Here is a 17900-nt window from a genome sequence, read left to right on the forward strand (position 1 = left end):
ATTACATTGAAATGCAAAGTGTATTAAATTTTAAATAAGGGGATATCATGGATAAATATACAATTGTTTTAGTGGTTGTTCTGTTGTGCATTGCACTGATTATGTATACACAAATGGATGGAGTTTCATCTAGAAATAAGTCATTTAAGCAAATTGTTCAAAGTGCTTTTCCAAAGTTTTCAGTAATTGAAAGAAATAGAACTATTATGATTTGTGAGATTAATCATCGAAATGAACCCGATGAATTGGTCTTTATTCGTATTGATCCGAATCAGAAAAAGAATATTCGTTTTAGCGGGAGAATGCTGATAGCGACTTATCCTAAGCAACCGTCAGTAAGTGAAATGAAGAGAGATTTTACACAACATTTAAAGTTTTAGAGTTTGAGTCATTCACTCAATACCTAGTTTTAATTTTTCGGAATTAACTTTAGATTTAAATACTTCTAATACTTCGCCTTGTTGGCTCATTTGCCCTTGGCTTTTGATTAAAGTTTCAGTCTCTCCATTGGTGGTACGTATTTTTATGATGGCTTCTTGAGCACTTAAAATTCTGTCGATAATGTCATAATTTGCGTAGTGATTTTGCATGCTGAGTTTATTGCTTCCATCTAAATTTTCACTCCGTGTTGTACTATTTTCGGTATTTAAGATAATTTCCTGACCATCAATAAGTATAGATGCAGAGCGAATGTTGACATGCAATTGCGCAATATGGCTTCTCAGTTGGAGTTTCTTAGGTTCGCTAGAATTCCATTTTGGTGTGACGACAGCACACATTTTTTGTGAACACGCATCTTTTTTAGGTTCTATAAATACAATGGTATTTACCCCATATTTTACAATTTTAGGTATTTCATAATTTTGGAGATATATTTCTGCATAAGTATGATTTGAATTGAACAATGATAAGGAAAATGAGGCTAATAAAAAGTGAAATTTCATTTTATCTATCCTTTGATGTTTAGTATTATTTTTATCTTTAAGTAGCTATGCTATCAGGTTTTAAGATGTGCGCATTATTACTTTATCATTCAATTAATTTAAGCCTCTATTTAAAATAAAGGCTCATGCAGAGCTAAATTTAGGTTCTATTATCTACGACGACTAGTACCTCTGCTTCGACCACGTGCCATACCAACGCCAAGTGCATTTAAAACAGCAAGTTTACTCATACTACCTGAGGCATGTGCATGGCAAATGGCAGCGGCTAAAGCATCGGCAGCATCTTGTTGTGGCTTAACAGTTAAATTTAATAACTTCATGACCATCATTTGCACTTGTTCTTTGTCTGCAGCACCATAGCCAACCACTGATTGCTTAATTTGACGTGCAGTATATTCTGCTACATTTAAATCTAAATTGGTTAGTGCTGCAATTGCGGCACCACGTGCCTGACCAAGTTTTAAAGCTGAATCTGGGTTTTGCGCCATAAAAACTTGTTCAACAGCTGCTTCTGTTGGGCCGTGAAATTTTACAATGCGATCAATGCCTGCAAAAATTCTTTTTAGGCGTTCGGGCATTTCAGTTGTTTCTGTTCGAATAGTTCCAGCATCGACAAAACGGAGTTTTGAGCCTTCATGTTCAATAATGCCATAACCTGTAAGACGAGAACCTGGATCAATTCCGATAATTAATGCCATGCCAACCCTTTAAAAATTGTAGAATGCCCATATTGTTACATAAGCGTATCAAAAAAGCTTGATAGTGATTAAGCAGTTGATCAGCAGACCTTATTTATTTTATTGAGATCAGACTAATTTTCATGAAATTATTTCTTATTGTATTAGCAAGCTTAATTCTAGAAGTTTTTGTATGGATTGGCGTGGGCGACCTCGTGGGTAGCATGTGGTATGTATTCTTCTGGTATGTTGCTGCCTTCTTCATTGGCTTGAATATGATTCGTAAATATTCAGCAGGTGTTATGCCACAAATGCAGCAAATGCAAATGGGACAGATGGGTGCGGATCCAGCATTAACTGGAAATTTACCTAAAATTATTGCAGGCTTCTTACTTTTAATTCCAGGTCTAATTAGCGATGTTATTGCGTTACTTATCTTAATTCCAGGCGTTCAGAATGTCTTTAAGAAGGTGATGATGAATGCACTGATGAAACGTCAACAAGCCATGATGAATAAAATGATGGGCGGAATGATGGGTGATATGGGCGGCATGGGTGGGGCGCAAGGTCAAAATCCATTTGCAGATATGATGCGTCAAATGCAAGATATGCAAAATCATCAAGGTGGACATGATTCAACCATTATTGATGGTGAAGCACGTGAAATTACACCTGATGCGAAAAAAATTGAAATGAAAGATGTAAATCCTAAATAAATAATTTAGATTTCAAAAATATTGAGCCGAGTATTTATACTCGGCTTTTTTATATAAAAGTTTAACTTTCCACCAAAGCCTTACAGATATTGCTTTTTTATGGCTGTATAATATTTAAAAGTTAAATTTATTCATTGCTAGAATTAGAAAATATGTCTTTGTTATTAACAATTTGTTTGCTTCATTTTGTGGCTCAGTTAAGTCCCGGTCCAGATGTTTTGATTATTGCAAAATGTTCAGCATCTACAACACGCACGAATACTTTAAAAATTGTTTTAGGTATTACAGCAGGAATTGTGGTTTGGGTTGTTCTTACACTCTTAGGTTTTACTGTACTGGTTGATCAATTTCCATGGATTCAACAAGTATTGATGTTTGTTGGTGGTTTGTTCCTCGCAAAAATGGGATGGGCAATGTTAAATGGTGGCTTAAAGTCATTAAAACAGAAGTTCAATTTGGAAAATGACATTGAATTAGACGTCCCAAAACAACAAAACTATTTTTTATTGGGTTTATTTACAAATTTAGCCAATCCTAAAGCATTGATTTATTTTAGTAGTGTCTTTTCTTTGGCATTGAGTGCAAATGCAGGTGAGTATTTAAAAACACAATTGGCTTTTATTATCCCAATACAAACATTTATTACCTTTGCATTGTTAATGTTGGTTTTATCTTTGCCTAAAATTAAACGTGCATATCAGCGTTCAGGTGGATATATCGATGTATTGTCAGGCTCTTTATTTCTAATCTTTGCAATTGTGCTGTGTTATGAAGCATTTGTCATGTTTTAAAGATCAGATGGTTTTATTTGCAATTCAGTTGATGATGGGGAAGTGGAAGCTTCCTCTTTTTTTTGCGCTTTTTCGTATGTGTTTGGCTTTAAAGTCGTTTCAGTGTTTTCTGAACCTTGATATTTACGACTACGGTTGGCTCTTTCACGTAAGCCGCCTTTCTTAATTAATTGAACCATTTTCTACTCCATCTACATTTCTCATTGTACACATTTCTTAATGCGAGGGATATTTGTGTAATTGTGTAAGATTTAACAATAGTGACTTGATGGTCGATAAATAATCAAATATTGTTGATTGATTGTGTGAAACTACGTTTCGTTTTAAATGAAAATAAAAATAATAGGGAGGAACATGTAATGTTATCTATTCAATATCATTGTGGTTGCTGTAATCAGGTGGTGTCTTCAGCAGAAAAAGATTGCCCGAATTGCGGTTCACATAATATAAAAAGTCCTTATGGTTTTTGGATCTTTTGTTCATTAACCTGTTTGGCTCTTATTGTTGTACTGAAATTAACACATTTATATTTCTCAGATCATCAGGAAGTGCCTATTTCACAAAGTGTTTTACAAGTGATTAATGATAAGCATAAATAAATTGAGCGCATTAAAAAAGCCTGCATCATGCAGGCTTTTTCATAGGTTAATCTAAAAAGATTATAGACCAGCAGATGCTTTAAGTGCTTCCACTTTGTCTGTTTTTTCCCATGTAAATGCAGTGTCAGAACCTTGACGACCAAAATGACCATATGCAGCAGTTTGTTGATACATTGGTTGAATAAGGTCAAGCATACGTGTAATGCCGTATGGACGTAAGTCAAAGTGTTCACGTACAAGCGCAATAATCAAATCTTCAGATACTTTTGCAGTATTGAAAGTATTGACTGAAATTGAAGTTGGCTCGGCAACACCAATTGCATAAGAAACTTGAATTTCACATTTGTCAGCTAAGCCAGCAGCAACAATATTTTTTGCTACATAACGACCTGCATAAGCAGCAGAACGGTCAACTTTTGATGGGTCTTTACCAGAGAATGCACCACCACCGTGACGTGCCATACCACCGTAAGTATCTACAATGATTTTACGACCTGTTAAACCACAGTCACCTACAGGGCCGCCAATCACGAACATACCTGTTGGGTTAATGTGGAATTTAGTGTCTGCATGGAACATTTCAGCAGGAATTACTTTTTTCACGATTTCTTCAATAACAGCTTCTTTCAACTGTGCTTGAGAAATAGACGGATCGTGTTGAGTTGAAAGTACAACTGCATCTAAACGAACAGGTTTGCCATTTTCATAAGCAAAAGTTACTTGGCTTTTTGCATCTGGACGTAACCAAGACAAAGTGCCTTGTTTACGAAGTTCTGCTTGCTTTTCCATTAAGCGGTGTGCGTATGAAATAGGGGCAGGCATTAAAACATCAGTTTCACGGCTTGCATAACCAAACATTAAACCTTGGTCACCCGCACCTTGATCTTCAGGTTTTTGACGGTCAACACCCTGAGCAATTTCAGGAGATTGTTTACCAATCATATTAATAATGGCACAAGTCGAACCATCAAAGCCAAGATCTGAATGATGGTAGCCAATACCATTTACGGTATTACGAACAATCGCTTCAAAGTCGACATTTGCAGTTGTTGTGATTTCACCGGCAAGTACAACCGCACCCGTTTTTACAAGCGTTTCACAAGCAACCCGCGCATATGGGTCTTCCTTTAAGATTGCATCCAAAATAGCATCACTGATTTGGTCAGCCATTTTATCAGGATGGCCTTCGCTTACAGATTCCGAGGTAAATACAGCGTACTCGCGCATAAGTCCTATCACAGTTAATAAATTAAAAGACGCAATATGGTACAACGACTTGCGATTTAGGACTAGTTCAAGTCATCGAAAATTGATGAAATTATTTCAATTTATGGACGTTTTATCTGATATTGACATCGGAAAAATTGATAATGGACTAAAATCTACATTTATAAGCTTGAAATTGAAATTATTGGGATTCATGAAGATGAAGCAAAAGGATGATTAAATTTACAATTGCTGCGTTTATATTGAAATAAATGGATGGTTTTTTAACCTTTTGTGTATCTAAGAGATAAATGTTGTCTATCGCACTTTACGGTGAGGTGTTTTTTTAAGACAATAAGGCTATCTTTGAATTTTTATTCATATCAACTTCTTTAAACGATTTATCTGGACACTGACCTATGACAACCCCGCTGAATGAACGTCGTATTGCAAATGCAATTCGTGTATTAGCAATGGATGCTGTGCAAAAAGCAAACTCAGGACATCCTGGTGCTCCAATGGGGATGGCAGATATCGCTGATGTCGTTTGGCGTGATTTTTTAAATCATAACCCGACAAACCCACAATGGGCGAACCGCGACCGTTTCGTATTATCAAATGGTCATGGTTCAATGCTTCATTATGCATTGTTACATTTGACTGGTTATGATCTTTCAATTGAAGATTTGAAATCTTTCCGTCAATTGCATTCTAAAACACCTGGTCACCCAGAATTAGGCTATGCGCCTGGTATTGAAACGACAACTGGTCCTTTAGGTCAGGGTATTGCAAACGCAATTGGTTTTGCTCTTGCTGAAAAAACGTTAGCAGCGCAATTCAACAAAGATGACATTAAAGTTGTTGATCATTTCACTTATTGTTTCTTGGGTGATGGTTGCTTAATGGAAGGTGTTTCACACGAAGCATGTTCATTGGCTGGTACTTTAGGTCTAGGTAAACTTATTGCTTACTATGATGACAACGGTATTTCAATTGACGGTGAAGTAGAAGGTTGGTTCTCTGACGATACAGAACAACGTTTCTTGGCTTACGGTTGGCAAGTAATTAAAGTTGATGGTCACGATGCAGAAGCATTACGTGCAGCAACAGTTAAAGCGAAAGCTGAAACATCTAAACCAACGCTAGTAATGTGTAAAACTATTATTGGTTTAGGTTCACCAAACAAACAAGGTAAAGAAGATTGCCACGGTGCGCCACTAGGTAATGATGAAATTGCATTAACTCGTCAAGCTTTAGGTTGGACAGAAGAAGCATTTGTTATTCCTACGGACGTTTATAGCGCTTGGGATGCAAAAGATAAAGGTTCTAAATCTGAAGCTGCTTGGAATGAAACATTTGCTGCCTACGCTGCAAAATATCCTACAGAAGCGGCTGAACTTAAACGTCGTATGTCTGGCGATTTACCTGCTGACTTTGTTGCAAAAGCAGATGCTTATATTGCTGAAGTAAATGCAAAAGCAGAAACAATTGCATCTCGTAAAGCAAGCCAAAATGCGATTCAAGCATTTGCACCACAACTTCCAGAAATTTTAGGTGGTTCTGCCGATTTAGCAGGTTCAAACCTTACACTTTGGAAAGGTGCTAAAGGCGTTCAAGATGACGCTGCTGGTAACTACGTTCATTACGGCGTACGTGAATTTGGTATGACTGCAATCGCCAATGGTGTTGCACTTCACGGTGGTTTCATTCCTTACGTAGCGACATTCCTTATGTTTATGGAATATGCGCGTAATGCAGTACGTATGTCTGCACTGATGAAACAACGCGTAATTCATGTATACACACATGACTCAATTGGTCTTGGTGAAGATGGTCCTACACATCAACCTGTAGAACAAATTGCATCTTTACGTGGTACACCTAACTTAAATACTTGGCGTCCATGTGACACTGTAGAAGCTTCTATTTCTTGGAAATCTGCATTGTTACGTTCGGAAGGTCCAACTGCGTTAATTTTCTCTCGTCAAAACTTACCATTCCAAACACGTACAGATGCACAAATTGCTGATGTTGCGAAAGGTGGTTATGTTCTTGCGAAAGAAAAAGGCGAATTGAAAGCAATTATTATTGCAACGGGTTCTGAAGTTTCATTAGCAATGGAAGCATATGCACAACTTGAAGGTGTGCGTGTAGTTTCTATGCCATGTGCTGAAGAATTTGTTAAGCAAGATGCTGCTTACCGTGAAGCTGTTTTACCTGCGGCTATTCGTGCGCGTGTTGCAGTTGAAGCTGCACATGTAGACTACTGGTGGAAGTTTGTTGGTCTAGATGGTCGTGTTATTGGTATGACGACTTATGGCGAATCTGCACCTGCGAAAGATTTATATCAACACTTTGGTATTACCACTGAAGCTGTTGTTGCTGCTGTAAAAGAAATTACTGCTTAATTCTTTTTAGAATTGAATAAAAAACCGCCTCAATTGAGGCGGTTTTTTATTTTGGAATAGAATTCACAATTCTCTCGGCAAAATTTTGAACATCAATAATTTCATGTTCTGGCTTGCCTTTACCTGTTAAATCTCTGAATAACTTAGCATAAGAGCCATGATTACCTATACTGACATATTTGTCTGATTTGTAGCTTGCAAGTTCAATATTATTTGCTGTAATTGTGGAATTGTACTGAATTTCACTTGTTGAATAATTCCCGACAAGGGCTTCTTTACCAACCCTAGAGAATCCTTCACCCATAAATACGCGCTTTTGATTAATTTCTAAATTTAAATTAATGGGTACAGCTGTATTTTCATCAGCAAGCATATTCTTTTCTTGTAATTTACTTTCAATTTGTTCTTTATAAAGTGTCGTCATACTTTCCTGATTTAAATATTCGGGTCTCTCCATACGACTTGTTAAATTCACTTTTAAGTCATTAATTTTATAAAGACGAGGTTGAATGTTTTCAACAGTTTCAGTGCTTTTATAAGGTTTATAAAATTGAGTGGGTTTTGAAAAAGAGTATGTGCTAAGCATGGTTGTAATGATGAGAGTCGATGCTAAGCTAATATTCCGATAAAGGCTCATTTTAATCTTCTGTATTGTGAATAAAATTTTATGTTTGGTTAATTTTACAATTTTAGAATATAACGTGTTTTTTGACACTATCAAAAAAACTCAAAACGTAGAATGCATTGCAGTTTTTATTAATCAGTATATAGTATTGCGCTTCATTAAATATTCAGACAATTGGTAATCAATTTGCCAGAAGTGAGGGAAATATGAGCCTATATGATCAAATTAATGATGAAATTGTATTAATGGATGCTGGTGAGCAAAAGTGGATTGGGCAAGATTTAGCACTTGAGTCAATGATGGCAGTAGAATTAATGCTTCAAGACTTACAAGAAGATAAAGTGCTTAAAATTCGTCGTAAAAACCACGAAAAGCAAACAGGTAACAAGCATGTAGATCGAATTTTGGTTGAAAAACTGTAAAATTTGAAAAAATAAGGCCTCTTTTTAGAGGCTTTATTTTTATTTGGTGACAGCGCAGTCCAAGAAACATTCTTTACTCATTATCAGCAATTTAAGATAATGGTTTGAGTAAGCATAATGCTTTCATGCCTGATATTTAGATATATAGCGCATTGTTTTGAATTGAAAAAGGAATTGGCTCGCCATGTTTGTGCGATTATTTTATACATTAAGAAAATATGGTGTTCCAGTTTCAACTCGAGAGCTGATTGACTTAAATCAAGCTGTTGCAGAAGGTTTGGTTTTTGCAGATCAAGAAGAATTTTATCAGCTTGCAAAAACAATTATGGTCAAAGACGAACGATATTTCGATAAATTTGACCGTGCCATGAAAGACTATTTTGATGGTATTTCAACATTCGATTTAGATGATTTGTTAAATCAAGTTCATAAACTTCCTAAAGATTGGTTTGACCTAGAGCTTATAGAAAAACATCTTAGCCCAGAGCAACGCGAAGAACTTAAAAAAGCAGGCTCACTTGAAGAGCTGATGAAAATGCTTGAAGAGCGTTTGCGCGAACAACATAAAAAACATCAAGGTGGAAACCGAATGATTGGTACAGGTGGCACATCGCCATTTGGTGCTTATGGTGATCATCCTGAAGGTGTGCGTATTGGTGGGCCAGGGCGTAAACGTTCTGCTGTAAAAGTATGGGAACAACGTCAATATCGTAATTTAGATGATGAGCAAATTCTAGGAAGCCGCCAAATGCAAATGGCATTACGTCGTTTGCGTAAATTTGCACGTCAAGGTGCAGCAGAAGAGCTTGATATAGATGGTACGATTCGTGAAACAGCCAAACAAGGCATTTTAGATGTGCAACTTGTACCTGAGCGCCGTAATCGTATTAAAGTTTTAATGTTGTTTGATATTGGCGGATCTATGGATGCACATATTGCGCAATGTGAAAAACTCTTTAGTGCAGCCAAAACAGAATTCAAAACCCTCGAATATTTTTATTTCCATAATTGCTTATACGATTACGTTTGGAAGGATAACTTGCGTCGCTCATCTTCAAGAATGAACACTTGGGATTTATTCAATACTTATGGTCGAGATTACCGCGTGATTGTTGTGGGGGATGCGAGTATGGCGCCTTATGAACTTCAATCTGTTGGTGGTTCTGTGGAATATATGAATGATGAAGCAGGCCATGTTTGGTTACAGCGTTTACGTCAACATTTTGAAAAGACAGCGTGGTTAAATCCTGAAGAAGAAAACTATTGGCACTACACGCATACCATCGGGCTAATAAAACAAATCTTTGAAGATAAAATGTATCCAATGACATTAAAAGGCATTGAAGATATGACGAAATATCTTTCGCGTTAATTCTATTTATCTATAAGTGACTTTATTTATATTTATTAGTGCTTTGAAAAAAATTGTCTTAGTATAAAGATTACTCATCTTTTATAGATTTTTATATTCAGGGATTACGATGAATCATCAAATTAATGGCATTGCTTTACCAAACGAAGAAGGCTTTTTTGGTACTTATGGTGGACAGTTTATTCCTCCAGATTTAAAACAAGCCATGGATGATATTAATCTTGCTTATGAAGAGATTCGTAAAACCCCTGAATTTCAAACTGAACTTAATGAGTTATTTGCGCATTATGTGGGGCGTCCAAGTCCGTTATTTCATGCAAAGCGCTTATCTGAAAAGTTAGGTGGCGCACAAATTTATTTAAAACGTGAAGATCTAAATCATACAGGTGCACATAAAATTAACCATTGTTTGGGCGAAGCTTTACTTGCCAAATATATGGGCAAAACTAAAGTGATTGCTGAAACAGGTGCGGGTCAACATGGTGTGGCATTGGCAACAGCATGTGCGCTTGTAGGTATTCCATGTGAAATTCATATGGGGCAGGTTGATATTGAAAAAGAACATCCAAATGTTGTCAAAATGAAAATTTTGGGTGCAAACTTAATTGCTGTAACACGTGGTACGGCAACGTTAAAAGATGCGGTAGATAGTGCATTTGAAGAATATTTAAAAAATCCAAAAGATTATATTTATGCCATTGGCTCGGTTGTAGGACCACATCCATTTCCAATGATGGTTCGTGATTTTCAAGCCATTATTGGTGATGAAATTAAAGTTAAAACCAATGAACGTTTTGGTTCAAATCCTGATTATGTGGTTGCTTGTGTAGGTGGTGGTTCTAATGCAATTGGTGCATTTACGGCATTTTTAAATGAACCAAATGTGAAATTGGTTGGTGTTGAGCCAGCGGGTCATGGTCTAGATACAGACATGCATTCTGCGACTTTAACTTTGGGTAAGCCAAGCCAAATTCATGGTATGGCGTGTTATGTGCTTGAAGATGAAAATGGCGAGCCTTTGCCTGTTCATTCAATTGCATCAGGGTTAGATTATCCGGGTGTTGGACCTCAGCATAGTTTGTTGAAAGATTTAGGTCGTGTTGAATATACAACAGCAACAGATCAAGAGTGTTTAAATGCCTTTATGACGCTTTCTCGTGTAGAAGGTATTGTTCCTGCTTTGGAAAGTTCTCATGCTGTTGCTTGGGCTTTACGCGAAGCACCTAAATTGGGTAAAGATGTGAAAATTGTGGTAAACGTATCGGGGCGTGGTGATAAAGATGCTGATTATGTTGCAGATAAACTAGGCTTAAATTAAGTTTTGAAATGAAAGAGCCCTGAAAATTTCGGGGCTTTTTTAAAGTATCTAAAGTTATTGAAAAGAATCAATAAAGATGAATATATTTAAAAAAGTTATTTTAGTGGTTTTTACTGCATATTGTATAAATTTACATGCAAATTCAGAAGTTGAATATTTTGATAACAACTTTAAAGTAAAAGATATGCATTTTATTTTGGATGATGTATGTTCAAGTGATACAAGGCTTGCTTTTAAGAAATTTTCGAAAAGTGTATTTCTGGAAAATTTTAAAATAAGCGAAAATGATTTATTTACAACTGACAATAAAGATTACGGGTTGTTTATAAAACCTTATGAAATATCAAAAAATGAAATAGATTATTTTACGAGTCGTAATATTGCTGATTTTATAAAATATAGGTTATTGATTTTTGCTTTTTATCCTGAAATAAAAAGTAAATTATGCATGCTAGGATTTGGAGTGTTTCCTGAGGCATGGGATGGGAAGAAGTGGATTCGCTTTGAAAGTAATAAAAAAATAGAAGAAAGCTTTTTACAGAAATACATAAAGGAAAAGAGGGCTTTCTAAAAAGAAATATATAAGACACTTACTATATCAAGTAAGTGTCTTAATGAATCAACCCGAAATATATTGCTGCAACTGATCAATTAATTTCTTTTGGTCATCCATTGCAGTTTTAACTAAATCGCCAATAGAAATGAAGCCTAATAACTCTTCATTTTCAACTACAGGTAAATGACGCAAATGCTTATCAGTCATCAACTTTAAACAATCTTTTACGGTAGATGTGGTGGTAACTGTAAGAACCTTTGCGGTCATGATTTCACTTACCGTTGTATCTTTAGATGTACGTTCCATCAAAACAATTTTACGTGTGTAATCACGCTCAGAAAGAATACCCGCCACTTTGTTGTTATCATCGGTCACAACAAGCGCACCAATTCCTTTTTCGGCCATGAGTTTAATGGCATCAAGTACAGTTGAATTCGGCTTTACGGTATATATAGCAGGGTTGCCTTTATCCTTTAAAACATGTGCTACATTGCTCATTAAAATTATCCTCTTCTCATTGTTCTTGTTGGTTCACTTTTAACTTAACGTGAAATTTTATAAATACAAAGACCTTTATGGTCAGATTTTGTGAATATGGAATACATCCCTGTATTGTTTATATAAGTATTTAATACTGCTAGGCAAGTAAATTATCGGGTTTATTAAAGAAAAAGTATTTCATCATTTGTGATGAAAATTTAAACTTCTGTTGATTTGAATTATACAAAGTAGGTGTCACATTCAAACGAACAAGTGTGGGTAATAATGATTTTTGAAAATCTTCGGGCGTAATTTTACGTGGCGTATAATTGGGCCAATGCTTTTGTGCATGCTTTTCTGCTTGCGCGCAACTTAACCAAAAGGGGAAAATATGATGTTCTTGATCGGAAGTCATTGCCCAACCTTGACGGTATAAACCCCAAAGTACGCCACAATACATCATCGATTTTAAAATAGTAATTTTCAGAAAAAAATCTTTGGGTAGGAGGTGTAGCTCATTCACCTTATTCATAATCGTTCTAAGTGGTTTGTTTGATTCTATTGTACGGACTTATGATGACAGTATTGTTTAAGCTTTGCGTAGAATCGTAAAATTATATGAAAAAGGTCGTAAAAAAACGCCACCTGAGTGACGTTTTATTATGCTTGCATGGTGGCTAGGTTTTGCCAAAATTGTGCTTTAAGCGAATCGCGTTCTACACGGAAACCTTGATAATAAAGTTCTGCTAAGAACATTGCCGCTTTACCATGTCCAGCTCGTGCTGCACCTTCCAACTGTGAAACTGCATCTGAAAAGTTCATTTCGTATTGGATTGTATTTACTGCATCTGCGTAAACATGTTCTAAGTCTTGTTGAGAGAATTGTTGAATCATATATAACTCCTTATTGTAATTATGTTCAAACTATAAAGACCAATCTTGAGTCTTTAGATATTTTTAACACTCTATTATTAAACTATTATTACAATTTACTTGAAGTGTCAAACAAATTGGCTTAAAAATAGTATTTGAATGTGTTTAAGTGATTAAATATTGATCGTGTTTATAAAATACACGTCAATGATTAAAGAAAAGTTAAAAAAAGGGAGATAATAATGACAACGACAATAGATGGATTTTTTTTAGATTTACCACCAATAAAAGCTCAAATTATAGGTTTGGCTCAATTGCATCGAAAGCAATTAGATGAAGCGATTTATCATAATGAACTGCGATTGGGCGATTTTTGCCTTGCACAAAGAAAACGTGTTTATGATTATACCAGTGAGTTGAATGAAGAGCAGCGTGCTGATTTTTATCAAACCTATAATAGTGAATTACAGCGTTTGGCTATAGATGAAAGTCCACATCAGCATGAAAATGAAAATCCAGCCAATGTAAAAGTGATGATAGGTGTTTTGGTTGTTATCGCAATTGTTTTATATTTTGTGTTTTTAGCGCCAGTTTTACATTAATTAAAATTTAAAGCTCAATTCTATGCATAAATATGGGTGGAATTGAGCTATATATCTTGTGAATAATTTTAGACACCCATAAACTACCTCTAATCGAGGTAAGTCATGTACAACGCAATTCAAAAAATGAGTCAATTTTATGCTCAGTTAAGACTTGAGCAAATTTATAATGCTTTCATTATTTTTATTATTACGGTGATTTTAGTTATTTCAACAGTTGCATTATACCGCCCAATAGATGCGAATAAATTTCAGCAAGTCAAAATTATTGCAAATCAGCCTATACATCCTGAAAGCCAAGAAATGGCGGAACATTTATTACAGAAGCAATCTATTTTATTTGGGCAGTATCTTCGCCTTATGCATGCGCATCAAGTAGAAATGAAAAAAGCAACCGAGCTTCCAGCATTGTCTATTGAAGACCAATAGGGCTTTATCTTCAAACTTATCTTGCTAAATCAATACAACGTAAAACGATATGGTTTATGCTAGACTTTCACTTTTATTTTAATGCAGTATTTTCAGGGATTCGGCATGCAACAACAATCTAATGGGCAGAGTAAATTTTTAATTGATGCTGACATCGGTGATGACGATGTTACCTTACCGAATTTACCTTCAGTTAACGTGCCTATTGTTGAAACAGCTCCAGTAGCAGAAAATGTTTCGGCAAAAGTTGCACAAGAAGAAACAAAATCCCAAGGTGGTTTCTTTAGCCGAATGAAAGATGGGTTAACGAAAACCCGTAAAAACCTTGCTGATGGGATGGTGAATATTCTCATTGGTGGTAAAGAAATTGATGATGAGTTATTAGAAGAAGTTGAAGAGCAGTTACTTGTTGCAGATATTGGTGTGGAAGCAACAAAAACAATTATTGCGAATTTAACTGAACGTACAAATCGTGGCGACTTAATTTATTCACATTCTTTATATAAAGCATTGCAAGAAGAACTTGTGGCTTTATTGGAACCACGTGTAAAACCTATGCATATAGACCCGAACAAATCACCTTATGTGATTTTGGTGGTAGGTGTAAATGGTGTAGGTAAAACAACAACCATTGGTAAACTTGCAAAACGCTTACAAGGCGAAGGTAAAAAAGTCATGCTTGCAGCGGGTGATACATTCCGTGCAGCAGCGACAGAACAGCTTCAAATTTGGGGTGAGCGTAATAATATTCCTGTGGTTTCACAAGGTCATGGTGCAGATAGTGCATCTGTGATTTATGATGCCTTTGAAAGTGCGCGAGCAAAAGGTATAGATGTTCTTATTGCAGATACAGCAGGGCGTTTGCACAACAAAAGCCATCTTATGCAAGAGTTAACCAAAGTTAAACGCGTTATGCAAAAAAGTGATGCGACTGCACCACATGAAGTGATGTTGGTTGTAGATGCAGGTACTGGTCAAAACGCAATTAATCAAGTTGAAATGTTTGATGAGGCTGTTGGTTTAACAGGTATTACCATTACCAAGCTTGATGGAACAGCAAAAGGCGGTGTTTTATTTAATATTGCAAGTCGTACACATGTACCTATTCGCTTTATTGGCGTGGGTGAAAAAATTGACGATTTACGCCCGTTTTCTGCAAAATCATTTGTTGCTGCACTTTTTGAAACAGATAAATAACAACTTATCTTTTCATCTTTAGAATATTTAGTACTGCACATAAACTCCGCGAAATGCGGAGTTTATTGTTTTTTACCTAAGTGTTTGATTTAAAATACATCAAGCATAAGCCTTATAAGTAAATAATTGAAAATAAAATCATTACAATAATAAAGGGATTCATGCCGATTTTTGGGGGAAATTAAGGTAATGGCATTGTTAGATAAAATTGGTCATGTTTTAACGTCAGACATCACTAAAGATTTTCGATTTAAAAAGAGAAATATAAGTTTTGATGAAAACCTTACATTTATTGATCAGCTAAAGAAACGCAGAAATGTAAGCGATTTAGGTAATAAAATACGTTTTAGTCAAACCTATCTTACAGAGCTTATTCAAGAGTCTGTGCGGAGTTGTCCATCTGCTTATCATTCGCAAAGTACGCGTGTGGTTATTTTGTATGGAAATTCACATAAAAAATTTTGGGATATTGTGCGGGAAATGCAACGTAAAATTGTGCCTGCACATATATTTGAAGGTATTGAACTTAAGATGGATCAATGTGTAAAAGCCTATGGAACGGTTTTGTTTTATGAAGATCAAAAAACCATTCAATATTTACAAAAGAAACGTCCTTTCGATGCCAAAGAATTTCCAATTTGGTCAGAGCAAACATCAGGAATGGCACAATTTGCAGTTTGGACAGCATTAGCAGATTCAGATATTGGCGCATCTCTTCAACATTACAATCCAATTATTGATGAAGAAATTGCCAAAAGTTTTGCTATAGATGAAAACTGGAAATTACGTGCGCAACTTGTTTTTGGTTCCATTGAGCAAGAAATAGGTGAAAAACCACATATAGATTACGCGCAACAATTTAAGGTTTTTTACTGATGAAGCTACGCATATAACGATTTTTGTTATATGCGTAAGTTTGATTTACTAGATTGTTCCATTAATAAAACACTCTGTTATGAAATTGAGTGTTTATCTAAAAATTAAAAATAATAAGATGTATCTAACGAATTAAGCGTGATCGTGAGATCAAAGAGGAATCCTAATGTCATTTTTAAAACACTTAGAAAAACGCCGTACAATTTATGCAATTGGTAATAAAGTAGAACTTGCAAACGCAGAAATCGAAAAAACAATTCAACAAGCTGTACGTTTAAGCCCGTCATCATTTAACTCACAATCTTCTCGTGTTGTGACTTTACTGGGTGAGTCGCATGCTAAATTTTGGAATATCACTTTAGAAACATTACGTAAAATTGTACCTGCAGAAGCATTTGCACCAACGGAAGCAAAAATTCAAAGTTTTGCAGCGGGTAAAGGCACAGTTTTATTTTATGAAGATCAATCTGTCATTAAAAACTTACAAGAAAACTTTGCATTGTATGCAGATAATTTCCCAGTTTGGTCTGAGCATTCAACAGCAATTGCGCAATTTGCAGTTTGGACAGCATTGGCGGAACAAAACATTGGCGCATCATTACAACATTACAATCCAATTGTAGATGCAGAAGTTGCAGAAACCTTCAATATTCCAGAAAGCTGGAAATTACGCGCACAACTTGTATTTGGTTCTATTGAAGTACCAGCTGGTGAAAAAACATTTATTGATGATGCGGAACGTTTTAAATCATTCAATTAATATTTGAATCATTGTAAAAAGAGTGCGAATGCGCTCTTTTTTTTATATAAAAGAATGTGATGTTTGGTTGTAATGAAAGTGTCATCTCGTTCATTCATAGTTTCATCAAATTTAAAAAATGATGAGATAAGTGTTGATGAATAAAAGATGGTCTTTAAGTTTAGCTTTATTGATGATGGCTTCACCTGCATTTGCAGCAATTACATTAACAACACCAGAAGAAATTAAAGTTGCAGCTATTAATGGGCATGAAGTAAATACAAGCTTATTTAGTTCTAAGAAAAATGCACATCAATTAAAAGCTGGTGAAAATGTTATTTCTGTGAGATATACACAATATTTTGAAGAAAATCGAAATATTGGCACACATGAAATTGTTCGATCAAATATTGTTAATATTAAAACACCATTATTAGAAGATAATCAAAATTACGTTTTGGCATTAATTGATAACCCAAAAAACATAGATATCGCTAGAGAATATGCTAAACAGCCCATATTTGGACTGTATAACAGTAAAAATCAACTCCTTGTTAAACAGCAAGGTGCAAAATCGTCAAACTTGGGCATTGTGAGCAATTTATTTACTGAAGGTGAATCGGTAGATAAATCTCAAGTGAACATTCAACCATCGCCAGAATACACTTCACAAGCCAAATTGAACGCACCAATAGCAAAAACACAATCGAATATTGGTGTACAAAATGGCGAAGCTCAGCAGTTAATTCATATTTGGAAAAATACAACAAAAGCTGAAAGACAGAAATTTATGACTTGGCTTGCAGAGCAATAAAACAAATATATAAATTAGAGCCACCATAAAAGGTGGTTTTTTTATGAAGGTAGTGGTGATTAGTGATGTGTAAAATAGGTAAAACAAGCTGATTTTATAGTTTTTAAGGTTGTTTTGTATGAAAAATAATCATGTAAACGTAATTATTAGATTATTTAAGAAAAAGGGGTTGCGCTCGTGAGTAAACTCTATAGAATACGCAGCACACCAACGCAGTGAACGAAACGAATGGTTGAGTTTAGTGTGTTGTTCTTGC

The 17900-nt window shown here is 35.4% G+C and carries 23 protein-coding genes; 15 read left to right on the forward strand and 8 right to left on the reverse strand.

Annotated features, from left to right (window positions below; all coding sequences use genetic code 11):
- The first annotated feature begins 47 nt into the window (after positions 1 to 47).
- Positions 48 to 380, forward strand: a complete 333-nt coding sequence (locus A6M14_RS03060; RefSeq protein ID WP_152873557.1) for a hypothetical protein — start codon at positions 48 to 50, stop codon at positions 378 to 380.
- Positions 381 to 392: 12 nt separating this feature from the next.
- Here A6M14_RS03060 and A6M14_RS03065 read toward each other — a convergent pair whose 3' ends face one another.
- Together A6M14_RS03065 and ruvC are read right to left on the reverse strand one after the other, a co-directional pair.
- Entirely contained in the window at positions 393 to 944 is a 552-nt protein-coding gene (locus A6M14_RS03065; RefSeq protein ID WP_152873558.1) for a hypothetical protein, read from the reverse strand.
- Positions 945 to 1093: 149 nt separating this feature from the next.
- Positions 1094 to 1642, reverse strand: a complete 549-nt coding sequence (gene ruvC, locus A6M14_RS03070; RefSeq protein WP_152873559.1) for a crossover junction endodeoxyribonuclease RuvC — start codon at positions 1640 to 1642, stop codon at positions 1094 to 1096.
- A 122-nt stretch (positions 1643 to 1764) separates the two neighbouring features.
- Here ruvC and A6M14_RS03075 point away from each other — a divergent pair, with 122 nt between their 5' ends.
- Positions 1765 to 2337 (forward strand): FxsA family protein, encoded by a 573-nt coding sequence (locus A6M14_RS03075; protein WP_152873560.1) that lies wholly within the window; start codon positions 1765 to 1767, stop codon positions 2335 to 2337.
- Between the two features lie 152 nt (positions 2338 to 2489).
- On the forward strand, positions 2490 to 3128 hold the full coding sequence (locus A6M14_RS03080) for a LysE family transporter (protein WP_152873561.1): 639 nt from the start codon (positions 2490 to 2492) through the stop codon (positions 3126 to 3128).
- Here the strand turns inward: A6M14_RS03080 and A6M14_RS03085 are convergent.
- Positions 3125 to 3307: a hypothetical protein gene (locus A6M14_RS03085; protein WP_152873562.1), complete on the reverse strand. Its 183-nt coding sequence runs from the start codon at positions 3305 to 3307 to the stop codon at positions 3125 to 3127. The genes A6M14_RS03080 and A6M14_RS03085 overlap by 4 nt on opposite strands.
- Before the next feature lie 180 nt (positions 3308 to 3487).
- Between A6M14_RS03085 and A6M14_RS03090 the strand changes: the two genes are divergently transcribed.
- Positions 3488 to 3727 (forward strand): hypothetical protein, encoded by a 240-nt coding sequence (locus A6M14_RS03090; protein ID WP_152873563.1) that lies wholly within the window; start codon positions 3488 to 3490, stop codon positions 3725 to 3727.
- A 60-nt stretch (positions 3728 to 3787) separates the two neighbouring features.
- Here the strand turns inward: A6M14_RS03090 and metK are convergent, their stop codons facing one another.
- The gene (gene metK / locus A6M14_RS03095; RefSeq protein WP_152873564.1) at positions 3788 to 4954 is read right to left on the reverse strand and encodes a methionine adenosyltransferase; all 1167 of its coding nucleotides are present in this window, start codon (positions 4952 to 4954) and stop codon (positions 3788 to 3790) included.
- A gap of 398 nt (positions 4955 to 5352) precedes the next feature.
- Between metK and tkt the strand changes: the two genes are divergently transcribed.
- Positions 5353 to 7341 (forward strand): transketolase, encoded by a 1989-nt coding sequence (tkt, locus tag A6M14_RS03100; protein WP_152873565.1) that lies wholly within the window; start codon positions 5353 to 5355, stop codon positions 7339 to 7341.
- Between the two features lie 46 nt (positions 7342 to 7387).
- Here the strand turns inward: tkt and A6M14_RS03105 are convergent, their stop codons facing one another.
- Positions 7388 to 7978, reverse strand: a complete 591-nt coding sequence (locus tag A6M14_RS03105; RefSeq protein WP_152873566.1) for a hypothetical protein — start codon at positions 7976 to 7978, stop codon at positions 7388 to 7390.
- 194 nt (positions 7979 to 8172) lie between these two features.
- On the opposite strand from A6M14_RS03105, the gene A6M14_RS03110 reads away from it, so the two are divergent.
- From A6M14_RS03110 to A6M14_RS03125, 4 genes are all read left to right on the forward strand, one after another.
- Positions 8173 to 8388: a hypothetical protein gene (locus A6M14_RS03110; protein WP_152873567.1), complete on the forward strand. Its 216-nt coding sequence runs from the start codon at positions 8173 to 8175 to the stop codon at positions 8386 to 8388.
- 184 nt (positions 8389 to 8572) lie between these two features.
- Positions 8573 to 9760, forward strand: a complete 1188-nt coding sequence (locus tag A6M14_RS03115; RefSeq protein ID WP_152873568.1) for a vWA domain-containing protein — start codon at positions 8573 to 8575, stop codon at positions 9758 to 9760.
- Positions 9761 to 9869: 109 nt separating this feature from the next.
- Positions 9870 to 11078 carry a tryptophan synthase subunit beta gene (gene trpB, locus A6M14_RS03120; RefSeq protein ID WP_152873569.1) on the forward strand — a complete coding sequence of 403 codons (1209 nt, stop codon included), beginning with the start codon at positions 9870 to 9872 and terminating at the stop codon, positions 11076 to 11078.
- A gap of 76 nt (positions 11079 to 11154) precedes the next feature.
- Entirely contained in the window at positions 11155 to 11649 is a 495-nt protein-coding gene (locus A6M14_RS03125) for a hypothetical protein (RefSeq protein WP_152873570.1), read from the forward strand.
- 48 nt (positions 11650 to 11697) lie between these two features.
- Here the strand turns inward: A6M14_RS03125 and A6M14_RS03130 are convergent, their stop codons facing one another.
- The 3 genes from A6M14_RS03130 to A6M14_RS03140 all read right to left on the reverse strand — a co-directional run bounded on the left by A6M14_RS03130 (position 11698) and on the right by A6M14_RS03140 (position 13008).
- Positions 11698 to 12132 carry a CBS domain-containing protein gene (locus A6M14_RS03130; RefSeq protein WP_152873571.1) on the reverse strand — a complete coding sequence of 145 codons (435 nt, stop codon included), beginning with the start codon at positions 12130 to 12132 and terminating at the stop codon, positions 11698 to 11700.
- Between the two features lie 139 nt (positions 12133 to 12271).
- On the reverse strand, positions 12272 to 12646 hold the full coding sequence (locus A6M14_RS03135) for a DUF2750 domain-containing protein (protein WP_152873572.1): 375 nt from the start codon (positions 12644 to 12646) through the stop codon (positions 12272 to 12274).
- Between the two features lie 128 nt (positions 12647 to 12774).
- Positions 12775 to 13008 (reverse strand): SEL1-like repeat protein, encoded by a 234-nt coding sequence (locus tag A6M14_RS03140; protein WP_152873573.1) that lies wholly within the window; start codon positions 13006 to 13008, stop codon positions 12775 to 12777.
- Positions 13009 to 13229: 221 nt separating this feature from the next.
- Between A6M14_RS03140 and A6M14_RS03145 the strand changes: the two genes are divergently transcribed.
- The 6 genes from A6M14_RS03145 to A6M14_RS03170 all read left to right on the forward strand — a co-directional run bounded on the left by A6M14_RS03145 (position 13230) and on the right by A6M14_RS03170 (position 17644).
- Positions 13230 to 13589, forward strand: coding sequence for a hypothetical protein (locus A6M14_RS03145; RefSeq protein ID WP_152873574.1), 360 nt, complete (start codon positions 13230 to 13232; stop codon positions 13587 to 13589).
- Positions 13590 to 13694: 105 nt separating this feature from the next.
- Positions 13695 to 14018, forward strand: coding sequence for a hypothetical protein (locus A6M14_RS03150; protein WP_152873575.1), 324 nt, complete (start codon positions 13695 to 13697; stop codon positions 14016 to 14018).
- A 105-nt stretch (positions 14019 to 14123) separates the two neighbouring features.
- Positions 14124 to 15215, forward strand: a complete 1092-nt coding sequence (gene ftsY / locus A6M14_RS03155) for a signal recognition particle-docking protein FtsY (protein WP_152873576.1) — start codon at positions 14124 to 14126, stop codon at positions 15213 to 15215.
- Between the two features lie 189 nt (positions 15216 to 15404).
- Entirely contained in the window at positions 15405 to 16091 is a 687-nt protein-coding gene (locus tag A6M14_RS03160) for a nitroreductase family protein (RefSeq protein ID WP_152873577.1), read from the forward strand.
- 166 nt (positions 16092 to 16257) lie between these two features.
- Entirely contained in the window at positions 16258 to 16851 is a 594-nt protein-coding gene (locus A6M14_RS03165; protein ID WP_152873578.1) for a nitroreductase family protein, read from the forward strand.
- A gap of 136 nt (positions 16852 to 16987) precedes the next feature.
- On the forward strand, positions 16988 to 17644 hold the full coding sequence (locus A6M14_RS03170) for a DUF2057 family protein (protein WP_152873579.1): 657 nt from the start codon (positions 16988 to 16990) through the stop codon (positions 17642 to 17644).
- The last annotated feature ends 256 nt before the right edge of the window (positions 17645 to 17900 follow it).

The sequence above is a fragment of the Acinetobacter portensis genome, from assembly GCF_009372215.1.
GTDB lineage: Bacteria > Pseudomonadota > Gammaproteobacteria > Pseudomonadales > Moraxellaceae > Acinetobacter > Acinetobacter portensis.